General features: G+C 61.0%; 14 protein-coding genes and 1 other RNA gene. 6 read left to right on the plus strand and 9 right to left on the minus strand.

All coding sequences use genetic code 11. From position 1 onward, the window contains the following. Nucleotides 1–17: 17 nt before the first annotated feature. Both IFT66_RS14335 and recR read right to left on the minus strand, forming a co-directional pair. Nucleotides 18–1,199: a lytic murein transglycosylase gene (locus IFT66_RS14335; protein ID WP_249406470.1), complete on the minus strand. Its 1,182-nt coding sequence runs from the start codon at nt 1,197–1,199 to the stop codon at nt 18–20. A 66-nt stretch (nt 1,200–1,265) separates the two neighbouring features. After that, a complete protein-coding gene (recR, locus tag IFT66_RS14340; RefSeq protein WP_113167613.1) occupies nt 1,266–1,871 on the minus strand; it encodes a recombination mediator RecR in 606 nt (201 codons plus the stop codon). A 54-nt stretch (nt 1,872–1,925) separates the two neighbouring features. Between recR and IFT66_RS14345 the strand changes: the two genes are divergently transcribed. Further along, nucleotides 1,926–2,558, plus strand: a complete 633-nt coding sequence (locus IFT66_RS14345) for an MOSC domain-containing protein (protein ID WP_192078037.1) — start codon at nt 1,926–1,928, stop codon at nt 2,556–2,558. 54 nt (nt 2,559–2,612) lie between these two features. Here the strand turns inward: IFT66_RS14345 and IFT66_RS14350 are convergent, their stop codons facing one another. From IFT66_RS14350 to ffs, 3 genes are all read right to left on the minus strand, one after another. Continuing rightward, nucleotides 2,613–2,936, minus strand: coding sequence for a YbaB/EbfC family nucleoid-associated protein (locus tag IFT66_RS14350; RefSeq protein ID WP_062454196.1), 324 nt, complete (start codon nt 2,934–2,936; stop codon nt 2,613–2,615). Nucleotides 2,937–2,958: 22 nt separating this feature from the next. Continuing rightward, the gene (locus IFT66_RS14355; protein WP_174195408.1) at nt 2,959–4,836 is read right to left on the minus strand and encodes a DNA polymerase III subunit gamma/tau; all 1,878 of its coding nucleotides are present in this window, start codon (nt 4,834–4,836) and stop codon (nt 2,959–2,961) included. 76 nt (nt 4,837–4,912) lie between these two features. Continuing rightward, nucleotides 4,913–5,009, minus strand: an RNA gene (ffs, locus tag IFT66_RS14360) — signal recognition particle sRNA small type. An 85-nt stretch (nt 5,010–5,094) separates the two neighbouring features. Between ffs and IFT66_RS14365 the strand changes: the two genes are divergently transcribed. Both IFT66_RS14365 and nudC read left to right on the plus strand, forming a co-directional pair. Beyond that, the gene (locus IFT66_RS14365) at nt 5,095–5,505 is read left to right on the plus strand and encodes an HIT family protein (RefSeq protein WP_192078038.1); all 411 of its coding nucleotides are present in this window, start codon (nt 5,095–5,097) and stop codon (nt 5,503–5,505) included. Further along, the gene (gene nudC, locus IFT66_RS14370; RefSeq protein WP_062454193.1) at nt 5,502–6,458 is read left to right on the plus strand and encodes an NAD(+) diphosphatase; all 957 of its coding nucleotides are present in this window, start codon (nt 5,502–5,504) and stop codon (nt 6,456–6,458) included. The genes IFT66_RS14365 and nudC overlap by 4 nt, the downstream gene beginning before the upstream one ends. 18 nt (nt 6,459–6,476) lie before the next feature. Here nudC and IFT66_RS14375 read toward each other — a convergent pair whose 3' ends face one another. Together IFT66_RS14375 and IFT66_RS14380 are read right to left on the minus strand one after the other, a co-directional pair. Beyond that, nucleotides 6,477–7,340: a prephenate dehydratase gene (locus IFT66_RS14375; RefSeq protein ID WP_062454192.1), complete on the minus strand. Its 864-nt coding sequence runs from the start codon at nt 7,338–7,340 to the stop codon at nt 6,477–6,479. 12 nt (nt 7,341–7,352) lie between these two features. Continuing rightward, nucleotides 7,353–8,111, minus strand: coding sequence for a 3-deoxy-manno-octulosonate cytidylyltransferase (locus tag IFT66_RS14380; protein WP_192078039.1), 759 nt, complete (start codon nt 8,109–8,111; stop codon nt 7,353–7,355). A 150-nt stretch (nt 8,112–8,261) separates the two neighbouring features. Between IFT66_RS14380 and IFT66_RS14385 the strand changes: the two genes are divergently transcribed. Next, nucleotides 8,262–8,849: a c-type cytochrome gene (locus IFT66_RS14385; RefSeq protein WP_062454190.1), complete on the plus strand. Its 588-nt coding sequence runs from the start codon at nt 8,262–8,264 to the stop codon at nt 8,847–8,849. 25 nt (nt 8,850–8,874) lie between these two features. On the opposite strand, the gene IFT66_RS14390 is transcribed toward IFT66_RS14385, so the two are convergent. Next, nucleotides 8,875–9,819, minus strand: coding sequence for an AEC family transporter (locus IFT66_RS14390; protein WP_062454189.1), 945 nt, complete (start codon nt 9,817–9,819; stop codon nt 8,875–8,877). Nucleotides 9,820–10,168: 349 nt separating this feature from the next. Between IFT66_RS14390 and IFT66_RS14395 the strand changes: the two genes are divergently transcribed. After that, nucleotides 10,169–11,161, plus strand: a complete 993-nt coding sequence (locus IFT66_RS14395) for an adenosine kinase (protein WP_192078040.1) — start codon at nt 10,169–10,171, stop codon at nt 11,159–11,161. Here the strand turns inward: IFT66_RS14395 and IFT66_RS14400 are convergent. Continuing rightward, on the minus strand, nt 11,154–11,696 hold the full coding sequence (locus IFT66_RS14400; protein ID WP_062454187.1) for an SH3 domain-containing protein: 543 nt from the start codon (nt 11,694–11,696) through the stop codon (nt 11,154–11,156). The genes IFT66_RS14395 and IFT66_RS14400 overlap by 8 nt on opposite strands. 164 nt (nt 11,697–11,860) lie before the next feature. Here IFT66_RS14400 and IFT66_RS14405 point away from each other — a divergent pair, with 164 nt between their 5' ends. After that, complete coding sequence (locus IFT66_RS14405; protein ID WP_092663971.1) at nt 11,861–12,865, plus strand: 2-hydroxyacid dehydrogenase; 1,005 nt, start codon at nt 11,861–11,863, stop codon at nt 12,863–12,865. The last annotated feature ends 4 nt before the right edge of the window (nt 12,866–12,869 follow it).

Here is a 12,869-nt window from a genome sequence, read left to right on the forward strand (position 1 = left end):
GCGAAGGCTGTGGTCCGTTACTTGAGCCGGGTTTTCAGCGATGCATCCGGATAGCAGGTCGGCGTCAGGCCATTCTTGGCCTGCCAGTCGCCAAGCGCCCGGCGGGTTTTGAAACCCGGCAGACCGTCCACGTTGCCGACATCGTAACCCTTGGCCACCAGCGCCTTCTGCATGGCAAGCACGTCGGAGCGAAGCATCTTGCCGACGTCACCCCACGAGCCCTCAAAGGCGCCGGCACCATGGGCGATACGATCAGCCAGATTGCCGATGAACAGCGCATAGAGGTCGGAGTTGTTGTATTCCTTCAGCACGTAGAAATTTGGCGTGACGACGAATTCCGGTCCGTTGCGGCCGGCAGGTACCAGCATCATGCCGGATGCCTTGAGATCGGCGGAAGGAAAAGGCTTGCCCGACACGCGGGTGATCCCGGTCGCCGCCCAGGCGGAGATCGGCTTTGCCAGATCCGGGCCTTCCTGGGCGCAGGAAACCTTGGCAGGAATGGAAACCTCGAAGCCCCAGTCACGACCGCGCTGCCAGCCTTCCTGCTGTAGATAGTGGGCAATTGATGCCAGCGAGTCGGGTACGGAATTCCAGATATCCGGATGCCCGTCCTTGTCGAAGTCGACGGCATATTTGAGGTAGCTGGTCGGCATGAATTGCGGCTGGCCGAGAGCGCCGGCCCAAGAACCCTTCATCGTCGCGGCATCCACGTCGCCGCGCTCGATCATCATAAGCGCCGCGATCAGCTCCTCGCGGAACATCAGTTTGCGGGTGGACATGAAGGCCTTGGTCGCGAGAACCTCGAGTGCCGAATAGGGAAGCCGTGCCTTGCCGAAACCGGACTCGCGACCCCAGATGGCGACCACGATCTCACCGGGAACGCCGTAGGCGGCCTCGATCCGCTTCAGCGTCGCGGCATGTGTCGACGCAAGGCCGCGACCCGTTGCCGCCAGTCCTTGCAGCCGCTTTTCGGAGAAATAGGCGCCGGGGGAAGAGAACTCCGCCTGGCTCTGATCCTGGCTCTTCGGCGGCTTGGAGCCCGGCGGCACCAGATCGGGCAGGGTCCAGTTGAGGGCGATGCCGTCAAAGGCGGTCTTCAGCGTCCGCTCGGAAATGCCGGCTTTGCGAGCTTCCGGCCCAAGATCGCTGGCGATCCATCGCTGGAACTGCTTTTCCACATCCGGCTTGTTTTGGGCCATCACGGGCAGCGGAAGCAGGCAAAGGATGGCGCCAAGGGCGATGAGTGTCTTGCGCATGAAATCTCCTCAGATCGCCGTTCGTGCCCGAAGTGCCGCCGTCAGCGTGCCTTCGTCGAGATAGTCGAGCTCGCCGCCGACAGGAACGCCATGCGCCAATCGGGTGATCTTCACATCGATGCCGGCCAGCTGGTCGGTTATATAGTGTGCTGTGGTTTGTCCCTCGACCGTGGCGTTGACGGCAATGATGATTTCCTTGACCACGCCTTCGCTCACCCGGTCGATCAGGCCGCGGATGTTGAGATCATCGGGTCCGATGCCATCGAGCGGCGACAGCGTGCCGCCCAGTACATGATAGGCCGCGTTCATTGCGCCTGCGCGCTCCAGAGCCCAGAGATCGGACACGTCTTCGCAGACGATCAGCGTCGACTGGTCGCGTCGGATATCGGTGCAGACCGTGCAGGGATCGGACGTATCCACATTGCCGCAACGCGAGCAGATCTTCACCTTGTCATAGGCTTCGCCCATCGCATTCGACAGCGGACCGAGCAGCTGGTCCTTCTTCTTGATGAGATGCAATGCCGCCCGGCGGGCCGAACGGGGGCCGAGACCCGGTACTTTCGCCAGAAGCTGGATGAGTTTTTCGATTTCGGGGCCGGTGACTCGCTTTGCCATGGTTCTCCTTTAGCCCATATGCAGGGGAAACGGAATCGACGAAGGACTAGCCGAATGAAACTTCTTAGCCTCTGCCTTGGTCATCCGGAAAAGCTTCCGGGCAAGAGCTACAAGACCGGCATCAACAAGATGCCGATGAAAAATCCGGTCATGATCGACGTGGAAGGCCTGGTCGGCGATGCCGTCTGCAACACGAAATATCATGGTGGCCCGGAGCAGGCGATCCTGCTCGAAGGCAGCCTCACGCTCGACTGGTGGCGGTCGGAACTCGGCCGTGATCTGCCGGATGGCAGCTTCGGCGAAAACCTCGTGATCGAAGGTCTCGACAACCGCGACGTGGCCGCCGGCGATTGCTTCCGCGTCGGTGCCGAGCTTGTGCTGCAGGCGACATCCGCCCGCACGCCCTGCGCGACGCTCGCCGCCAAGATGGGCGATCCGACCTTCGTCAAAGCCTACAGGAGTGCGGCACGTCCCGGCATTTACTGCCGGGTGCTGGCGCCGGGTTTCGCATCGGCGGGCGATGCCGTCGAATTCAGCGTCTACGAGGGAACGAGGGTTTCTATTCCGGAACTGCTAACCAAATTCGGCAAGCGTCTGGGAGATGACGACCGGCAGCGGTTTTTATCCGCACCCATCCATGCCGATATGCGAGAGGCGATCGAAGCCGGAAAACCCGCCAAGTTCTAGCGAAAAGGCGGGTCTTGCCGGCAGACGGTTCCCAGAGGGAACGCCGGTCTCGGCTTAGAACGGCAGCTTCATGCCGGGCGGAATCGGCAGGCCGGCGGTCAGTTCCTTGGTCTTTTCGGCAGTGATTTCTTCTGCCCGATCCTTGGCCAGCTTGTGGGCCGCAATGATCAGGTCTTCGAGGATCTCGGATTCGTCTTCCTTGAACAGGGATGGGTCGATCTTCAGGCCCAGCATGTCGCCTTTGCCGTTCATCCTTATAGTGACGAGGCCACCACCGGCCGTGCCTTCGACTTCGAGAGCGGCGATATCCGCCTGCATCTTCTCCATCTTGGCCTGCATTTCCTTGACCTTGCCCATCATGCCCATGATGTCGCGCATCGGGATCTCCTCTTCCTGATTTTTAAAGTTCGATGTCGTCGCCCGGCAGGATATCGCCCTCGGCGCTTTCCACCACGGCTGGCGGCGGCAATTCGTCTGCGTCGATTTCGTCCTCGCTCACGCGGATCCGGACGTCGGTGATCTTTGCGCCGGGAAACTGCGACAGGATCGCCGCGACATCCGGGTCGGAGCGGGCGTCGGTCAGCCGCGCCTCGCGCGCCGTACCCTCTGCCTCGACCAGTGTCGGCGAACCGTCTTCCTTGCTGAGGGAGACGATCCAGTGGATGCCGGTCCATTCCTTCAGCTTGACGCCGAGTTCGCCGGGCAGCGTCGTTGGTCCGCCGTCGGTCAGGCGCATGTCGAGCCGGCCCGGCTCGATCTTCACCAGACGCACGAAATTGCGCACGAGCGCCTTCAGCTTCGCGTCACGGTTCTTGGAGCAGAGATCGACGATGTCGGCCAGCGAGCGCACCGCAACGCTGGGCTCGGGCTTCTCCTCGACACGGCCGACCGGCATCTCGCGCGGGTTGTCGTTCGGCACGGCTTTCAGCATCGCGGTCGGTCCGCCTGACGGCATCCGCTGCGATTGCATATCGATCCCGCGGGCATTAAGCGGCGGCTGCGATGACGAAGTCTGGCCTGCGCCATTGCCGCCGCCGTTCCCATTGGGCGCGCCGCGCTGGCCATCGCCACCGGAAAGGTCGGCAAGCCGCCGCGCCGCGTCTTCCGGCGAGGGAAGGTGGGCGGCATGAGTGAGGCGGATCAGCACCATTTCGGCGGCACCGGCGGGGCGGGAAGAGTTCTCCGCTTCCGGAATGCCCTTGAGCAGCATCTGCCAGATCCGCGACAGGGTGCTGACGGCGATCGTCTCGGAAAATTCGCGACCGCGCACACGCTCCACTTCGCTCAGCGAAGGATCGTCCGCCGCTTCCGGGATATATTTGAAGCGTGTGACGAGATGGGTGAAGTCTGCAAGGTCGGTCAGAACCACGACAGGGTTGGCGCCGGCCTCGTATTGGGCGGTGAATTCGGAAAGGGCAGCCGTCACGTCGCCCTGCACGATCTGTTCGAACAGATCGACGATGCGGGCGCGGTCGGCAAGACCCAGCATGCCGCGCACGGTATCAGCCACCACATGGCCTGCGCCATGGGCAATCGCCTGGTCGAGAAGGGAAAGTCCGTCGCGAGCCGAACCTTCGGCCGCGCGCGCGATCATCGACAACGCCTCGGTCTCGGCCGGTATGCCTTCCTTTTCAAGGATGGTCGTGAACAGGCCGACGAGATCGGCAGCACTGATCCGGCGGAGGTCGAACCGCTGGCAGCGCGACAGGACAGTGATCGGCACCTTGCGGATTTCCGTCGTCGCGAAGATGAACTTCACATGCTCCGGCGGCTCTTCAAGCGTCTTCAGCAGACCGTTGAATGCCTGCGTCGACAGCATGTGCACTTCATCGATGATGTAGACTTTGTAGCGCGCCGAGACAGGACGATAGCGCACCTGCTCGATGATCTCTCTGATATCGTCGATGCCGGTATGCGAGGCCGCATCCATCTCGATGACATCGACATGCCGACCTTCCATGATCGCCTGGCAGTGCTCGCCGGGGATCCGCAGATCGATCGTCGGGCGGTCGATCTCGGCGGTCTTGTAATTGAGCGCACGCGCCAGAATGCGGGCAGTCGTCGTCTTGCCGACACCGCGCACACCGGTCAGCATATACGCCTGGGCGATGCGGCCGGTCTCGAAGGCGTTGGTGAGTGTTCTCACCATCGGCTCCTGGCCGACCATCAGGTCGGAAAAATCCTTGGGACGGTATTTGCGGGCGAGAACCCGGTAGCCACTGCCGGAAGGCGTCGGCGCAGTCGGATTGCTGGAATATGTCGGCCCGTCGTCGCTCATGAAAATCCTGCCAGCCTGTACGGGCCATTCCGGCCGTCAGAGACTGAGCGCGCCGGATGCTGACCAAGATGAGAGGGTGGGAGGCTGGCACGGCGACCCGTGCCTGGCTCGTTAGGGCTGCTTCCTTCCGGACCTGACCCGGTTGGCGAGTGGCTCGTCCACCACCAACCTCCCACCGCTCATATCGTCAATAACGCTTCCAAATGCAAGCCAAGCCTGTAAAAAACTACGACCAAACAAAAACATTAGGAGGAATGCTTGAGCGAGTTCGAACTGGACGGGCGCATTGCGCGGGACTCCGATCTCATCGCCACCCTCGATCTCTGCCAGCTGCGGATCCAGAATGACAGCCGCTGGCCGTGGCTGGTGATGGTGCCGCAGCGGGCCGACATGACCGAGATTTTCGAGCTTTCGGAGGCCGATCAGGCGCTCCTGTCGGCCGAGGTCAATCATGTTGCGGCCGCCTTGAAGGAGATAACGGGCGCGACCAAGATAAATGTCGGTGCGCTTGGCAACATCGTCCGGCAGCTCCATGTTCATGTGATTGCCCGCTTCGAAGGCGATGCGAACTGGCCGGGCCCGATCTGGGGATACGGATCCGCAGAACCGTATGACAGCGAAAAGAGGCAGGCCCTCGTGAACACACTGATGGAAAAGCTTTCCCGATGAGCAGCATATTCGATACCGATACACCGCATCCCGATCCAAGCAGTCTCACGGCGTTCTCCGGCAACAAGCTCGACCGGCAGGCGGAAAACCGGGAAGACGACTGCATCGAGAAGGCGCTGTCCGTCGATGGCACCCATATCCTCGCCTTTTCCGGCAGCCGGGTCATACTGAAGCACGATGGCCAGATCCTCGATCCGCTGTTCGCCGCCTACGAGCTGGCGGAGCTGAAGCCGGATTTCGACCGGGCCGTGTTGCTCGGCCATCACCAGAACGGTGAGCCGCGCGTCGCTGTCCCGGTCACGATCGCCGATGAAGAACTCGCAAGCCATTACAAGCCGACCGAGGCACGCGCTCTCTTCCGGGAAGGCCTGCTCGATGACGAGCTTCAGGGGGAGGTCGCCCAGGCGGTGTCGCTGCTCAACTGGAATGCCGCCAATATCTTCTGCGGAAAATGCGGCTCGCCCACCGAAATGAAGATCGGCGGCTACAAGCGCGTCTGCACCAAGTGTCAGCACATGATGTTTCCGCGCACCGACCCCGTCGTCATCATGATGACGATCGATGAGGAAAACGACCGCTGCCTGCTCGGACGCAGCCATCATTTCCAGGAGGGTATGTATTCCTGCCTGGCTGGCTTCGTCGAACCCGGCGAAACGATCGAACAGGCCGTCAGACGTGAAACCGTCGAGGAATCGGCGATCGAGATCGGACGCGTGCGCTATCACGCATCGCAGCCCTGGCCGATGCCGCATTCGCTGATGATCGGCTGTTTCGCCGAGGCGACGTCGACGGAGATCACCATCGATGCCCACGAAATGTCTGACGTTCGCTGGTTTTCGCGCGCCGAGGTTCAGGCGATGCTGGAAGCCGGTCCGGATGACAAGCCGTTTGGTCCCGCCAAGGGAGCGATTGCCTATCGGCTGATGCGCGACTGGATCGACTGGAAGCGCTGAAAGGAGCGCTTCCGACCGTCAGCCTTTCTGCAGGGCGCCGCGCATCGGATGACCCTTGTAGGTTCCGAGGATGCGGACTTTCTCAGAGAAGAACCGCAGTTCTTCGAGCGCACGGCGCACAGGGGCATCGTCCGGATGCCCCTCGATATCCGCGTAGAACTGCGTCGCCACGAACTTGCCGCCCAGCTGATAGCTTTCGAGCTTGGTCATGTTGATGCCGTTGGTGGCAAATCCACCCATCGCCTTGTAAAGCGCAGCCGGAATGTTGCGCACGTTGAACACGAAGGTGGTGACGATCACGTCGTCGGCCTCGTTGCGCTGCACCCACTTCTCGTCGCGCGACAGGACCACGAACCGTGTGACATTGTTTTCCGTGTCCTCGACATTCTCAGCCAGAATGTCGAGCCCGTAGAGACTGGCCGCAAGCCGTGGCGCAAGGGCCGCCATCGAGCGGTCGCCCTTTTCGGAAACGAGTTTCGCAGCACCCGCCGTGTCGCCGGCAACAACGGCCTTCCAGCCATTGGCGCGGATGATCTTGCGGCACTGGCCAAGCGCGTGGATATGGCTGTGGACGGTGCGGATCTCCTCGCGCTCCACACCCGGCAGCACCATCAGCTGGAACCGGATCGGCATGAAATATTCGCCGACGATATGCAGACGCGATTCCGGCAGCAGGTAGTGAATGTCGGCAACACGGCCGGCGATGGTGTTTTCGATCGGGATCATCGCGAGATCCGAATCGCCGTTTTCCAGCGCCTGGAACGCATCCTCGAAGGTCGGGCAGGGCAGGGGTTCCATATCCGGAAACATGTCCCTGGACGCCATATCGGAATTGGCGCCGAATTCGCCCTGGAAGGAAATGCGGTTGGTCGAGGCATTCATGAGGCTGATCCGTTACAAACCGCGGGAGGAGAGGATGGCGCGTGCCTTTTCAAGGTCGGCCGGCGTGTCGACGCCCAGCGGCACCGACGCGACGATTTCGGCATCGATGCGCATGCCGGCTTCAAGTGCCCGCAGCTGTTCGAGTGATTCGCGCTTTTCGAGCACCGAAGGGCCGAGCGCCACGAATTTCTCGAGTGAAGTGCGGCGGTAGGCGTAAAGCCCGATGTGATGGTAAAGCGGTCCATTGCCGTAAGGGGCCGTGGCGCGGGTAAAGTAGAGCGCTTTCAGCCGCGTATCCGAGAGAGGCGATCCGACGATCTTGACCACGTTCGGATTGGTCTTCTCGTGCTCGTCGGTGATTTCGACGGTCAGCGTGGCAATATCCGTCTGCGGGCTGTCCAGCAGCGGTTTGAGCGAGGCGCGCACGACGTCGGCTTCCACGGTCGGCAAGTCGCCCTGCACGTTGATGACGTATTCCACCTTGCCATCGGGGTCTGCCTTGGTCAGCGCTTCAAAGATCCGATCGGAACCCGACTGGTGGTCTTCGCGGGTCATGACCACCTCAAAGCCTGCAGCTTTCACCACATCGAAAATGTCCTGATGGTCCACGGCAACGACGATGCGACCGACATTGGCCTCCTCGGCGCGCTTTGCGACCTGCACGATCATGGGCAGCCCGGCGATGTCTGCGAGCGGCTTGCCGGGAAGGCGCGTCGACGCCATTCGAGCCGGAATGAGGACGAGCGTCCGGTTGAAAGCCGTGTAAGTCATCGTAAAACCTTCCAATCCAGCCTGCGCAGTGGCAAAAAGTCTCAAGCAGAACGAGCGTATCGTGTTGCAAGGCCTCTGCAAAAGACATAGCTTCCAAACAAATTCAAGGTGCCTGCTTTGGGACGGCGGGCCGGTGAGGAGAATTTGCTGATGAATCCCTATGTAAACATGTCGGTAGGCGCATTGCTTGCCACGGTTTTCGTGATGATGTCCGTATCGATCGCGTCGGAGGGGATTTTCCACTCGCCGTCGCCTGAGAAGGAAGGATTTGCAATCGCCGCGCTGGAAGAGCCAGCCGGCGGCGAAGCGGCTGCCGGTGGCGGTGCCGCGGAAGTTGTCCCTGTTGGTCAGCTGATGGCAGGTGCCGATGCCGCTGCCGGCGCAACGGTATTCAAGAAGTGTCAGAGCTGTCACTCCATTGAAAAGGGAGGCCCCAACAAGGTGGGTCCCGATCTATGGGGTGTTGTGAACCGTCCGATCGCCAGCCATGAGGGCTTTTCCTACTCTGCTGCCATGAAGGATTTCTCCAAGGGCGGCGCGGAGACCTGGACGTTCGATCACCTCAACCACTTCCTCGTTGCGCCCAAGGCCTACGTGAAGGGGACAGCGATGGGCTTTGCCGGATTGAAGAACGACAAGGAACGCGGCAACCTGCTTGCTTATATCCGCGAACAGTCTGATAGCCCTGCGCCACTGCCTGAACCCGGCGCTGCACCCGCTCCCGCCCCGACGAACTGATCCCACCCGGCGGCAGACATTCCAATCACGACAGCAGCCAACCCCAGAAGCTTACGGTGATAAGGCCGAACGCTGTCGTGATGCTGATGGTCGAGGCCGCAAGGCTTTGCCCGGACCGGAACCGCTGGGCAATCAGCCAGGCATTGATGCCCGTTGGAACAGAAGAGGTCAAAACCAGAGCGGCCGCCCAGTCCCGCGGCAGCCCGATCGCATGGCTTGTGGCGAACACGATCGCCGGCATCAGGGTAAGCTTCAGGACTGCAACGGCCGTGGCGAGATTGATATCGCCACGGATCGGATAACGGGTCAGCGCCATGCCGATTGAAATCAGCGCCACCGGCCCGGCTGAGGCGGCGATCTGGTTGACGACAGGCAGCACGGACGTGGGGATCGAGAAGCCCAGAAGATTGAACGGTATCCCGATCGCGATCGCGATCACGAGCGGATTGCGGACCAGGTTGCTGGCGACCTGCCGCAGAACCACGGAAAGCGTGCGCTTCTGTGTGCCGTCGACCCGCGCAGTTGCCCCCTCCATCAGGATCGAGCCGGCGATCATCATGATCGGCAGATGGATGGCGAGCAGGATCGAGACGGCAAGAAGCCCTTCCTTGCCGACCATGTGATCGATCAACGGCAGGCCGATGAAGATGTTGTTGGCAAACGCACTCGACATGCCCGCGATGACGCCGACCTTGGCATCCCTTGCGAAGAAGCGGGTGGCCATCAGATGCCCGGTCGTCCATGTGACGGCAACGGCAATGAAATAGGCGCTCCACAGCCCGAAGGGAGAGACGCCGCCAAAATGGGCGTCCGCAACCGTCCGGAAGATCAGCATCGGAACCGCGATCTTGAAGACGTATTCCCCCAGCGCGTCACCGGTTTCGGCCTTCAAAAGCCCGGTTTTGGCGGCGAGCCAGCCCATCAGGATCAGGATGAAGACGGGCAGCACATTGGCGAAGACTGACGACACGGAGGCGGCTTTCGGAGGAGACTGTTATCTGCGTCTAGCGCAGATCTGGCTGGACGACAAATGCGTCGGGCGCAAACCCGTTGCAGGCGAAAGCCGAAAACAGAAAAGCGGGGCTTGATCCCCGCTTCCTTCCCCGGTCCAGCCAGGGGTGTCCAAACGCTTCGTCGCCAGTTCATCCGTGGTCGACATCAGCAATCGGATGATCTTTATCTAGCGGCTCACCATGACGGGAGAATGACAGCTGCGGATTTTTGGAGCCTTAGTGCCGACAGCGTTTTTTGCTTCCAATCACGGCTAAAGGCGAATACCCGTTCTCTCATCCATTCATTCGAAAGAGGATCAGAGCCGGATGCCGAAATTCGACGTGCTAACCATCGGCAATGCCATCGTGGACATCCTCGCGCGCTGCGACGATCAATTCCTCGGCGACAACGCGATCATCAAGGGTGCGATGAACCTGATCAATGCCGAGCGCGCCGAACTTCTCTACTCGAAGATGGGTCCTGCGGTCGAAGCCTCAGGCGGTTCCGCCGGCAACACAGCGGCCGGCGTTGCCAGTCTCGGCGGCAGGGCTGCCTACTTCGGCAAGGTCGCCAACGATCAGCTCGGCACCATTTTCCAGCATGATATCCGTGCCCAGGGTGTCCACTACGAAACAAAGCCTGACGGTGTTCATCCCCCGACCGCCCGTTCGATGATTTTCGTGACGCCGGATGGCGAGCGTTCGATGAACACCTATCTCGGCGCCTGCGTCGAACTCGGTCCTGAACATGTCGAGGAAGACGTGGTGGCCGAATCGAAAGTGACCTATTTCGAAGGTTACTTGTGGGATCCGCCGCGCGCCAAGGATGCGATCCGCGAAGCAGCCCGCATCGCCCATGCGCATGGTCGTGAAGTCTCGATGACGCTGTCGGATCCGTTCTGCGTCGGTCGCTACCGCGAGGAATTCCTGGAGCTGATGAAATCCGGCACCGTGGATATCGTCTTTGCCAACAAGCAGGAACTTCTGTCGCTCTACGAGACGGACGATTTCGAGCTCGCCCTCGGCAAGATCGCTCTTGATTGCAAGCTGGCGGCTATCACGCTGAGCGAGGAAGGTGCGGTTCTCGTGCGTGGCAAGGAGCGGATCGCGATCCCGGCCTATGCCATCGAGGAACTCGTCGATACGACCGGTGCCGGCGATCTGTTCGCCGCCGGCTTTCTCTACGGCTATACCGCAGATCGTTCGCTTGAGGATTGCGGCAAGCTTGGCTGCCTGGTCGCGGCCATCGTCATTCAGCAGATCGGGCCGCGGCCGATGGTCTCGCTCGCGCAGGCGGCGAAGGAAAGAGGCCTTATTTAAAGGCCTCTCCCGGGTAAGCGCCCCAGATTTCCGCCTGGGCGATCCAGCCCTCGGCACCGTTTGCTTCCGCATGGCACCAGTCGCCATTGCATTCGCTGATCTTGATCATGACGCCGGGCTCGAGCTTTGCGGTGAGGCCGGCGGATTGCTGCGGCTCGTTGCGCATGTTGACATAGATGTCCTTGCCCTTGCCGCGCATCCACGGCGCTGCAACGGCAGTGCGCTCGCCCGATAGCAGGGCCTGGTTGACCCAGCCCTCCGTGCCCTCGGCATCGCGAACACGACGCCAGTTGTCGTATTCCTGGATGATTTCCATCGGGGTTCCCGACTTCATGTACATCCATGACACCGCATAATCCGTGCTCGGACCGATGCGGATGTTCACTTTTCTCGATTTCAGGCTGACGAAACGGGGAAGCGGCAGGCCGCTTGCGCCCTTGGCAACGCCCTGTGCAAGTGCGCCGTCGGCGCCGGAAAGGCAGGTGAGGAGCCCGATCGAGGCTGCAAGGAAGGATGTAAAGAATGTTCTGCGCATGAATCTCATTCCGGCTGAAATTCCACAAGCGTTCCTGTCCATGCGAGGTTTTGTTTGTCTTCGCCGACGGGTCTGTTAAGAAAACGCCCTGGATGCCTCCGACTATTGCGCACCTTGGTTAAGGACGTCCTAATGGCAGCTGATTGCAATGCGGCTTTGAAACCATGACAGCGAAGAAAAAACCCCAGGTTTACATCACTCGCAAACTTCCGGACGCCGTTGAAACGCGCATGCGCGAGCTTTTCGACGCAGAGCTCAATATCGACGATTGTCCCCGTTCGCGCGAAGAGCTTATCGCTGCTATGAAGACCGCCGATGTGCTGGTACCGACGGTTACCGATAGGATCGACGCAGGGCTGATCGCGGAAGCAGGCCCGCAGCTGAAGCTGATCGCCAGTTTTTCCAACGGTACCGATCATATCGATGTGGATGCGGCCGCGAAGAAAGGAATCACGGTCACCAACACGCCGAACGTCCTGACCGAAGACACGGCCGACATGACCTTGGCGCTGATTCTTGCCGTCAACCGACGCCTGGCGGAAGGATCGCGGATCCTCACCGACAAGCCCGGTGACTGGGAAGGCTGGAGCCCGACCTGGATGCTCGGCCGGCGGATCTGGGGCAAGCGTATCGGCATCGTCGGCATGGGCCGCATCGGCAGTGCCGTGGCGCGCCGGGCCAAGGCCTTCGGCCTCGCCATCCATTATCACAATCGCAAACCGGTCAGCCCGGCCACCGAGGAAGAGCTGGAGGCGACCTATTGGGACAGCCTCGACCAGATGCTTGCGCGCGTCGATATCGTCTCGATCAACTGCCCGTCGACGCCGGCGACCTTCCACCTTCTCTCGGCCCGCCGGCTGGCCTTGCTGCAGCCCGGTTCGATCATCGTCAACACCGCCCGCGGCGATATCATCGACGAGGCAGCGATGGTGCAGCTACTGCGTGACGGAAAAATTGCTGGCGCAGGGCTCGACGTCTATCAGAACGAACCGGCCGTCAATCCGAAGCTGGTCAAGCTTGCGCGCGAAGGGCGTGTCGTGCTCTTGCCGCATATGGGCTCGGCAACGATCGAAGGGCGCATCGACATGGGCGACAAGGTGATCATCAATATCCGCACGTATTTCGACGGCCATCGCCCACCCAACCGGGTTCTGCCCGGCCGGAACTAACGGT

The sequence above is a fragment of the Rhizobium sp. CFBP 13726 genome (assembly GCF_014841925.1).
GTDB classification, from domain to species: Bacteria; Pseudomonadota; Alphaproteobacteria; order Rhizobiales; family Rhizobiaceae; genus Neorhizobium; species Neorhizobium soli.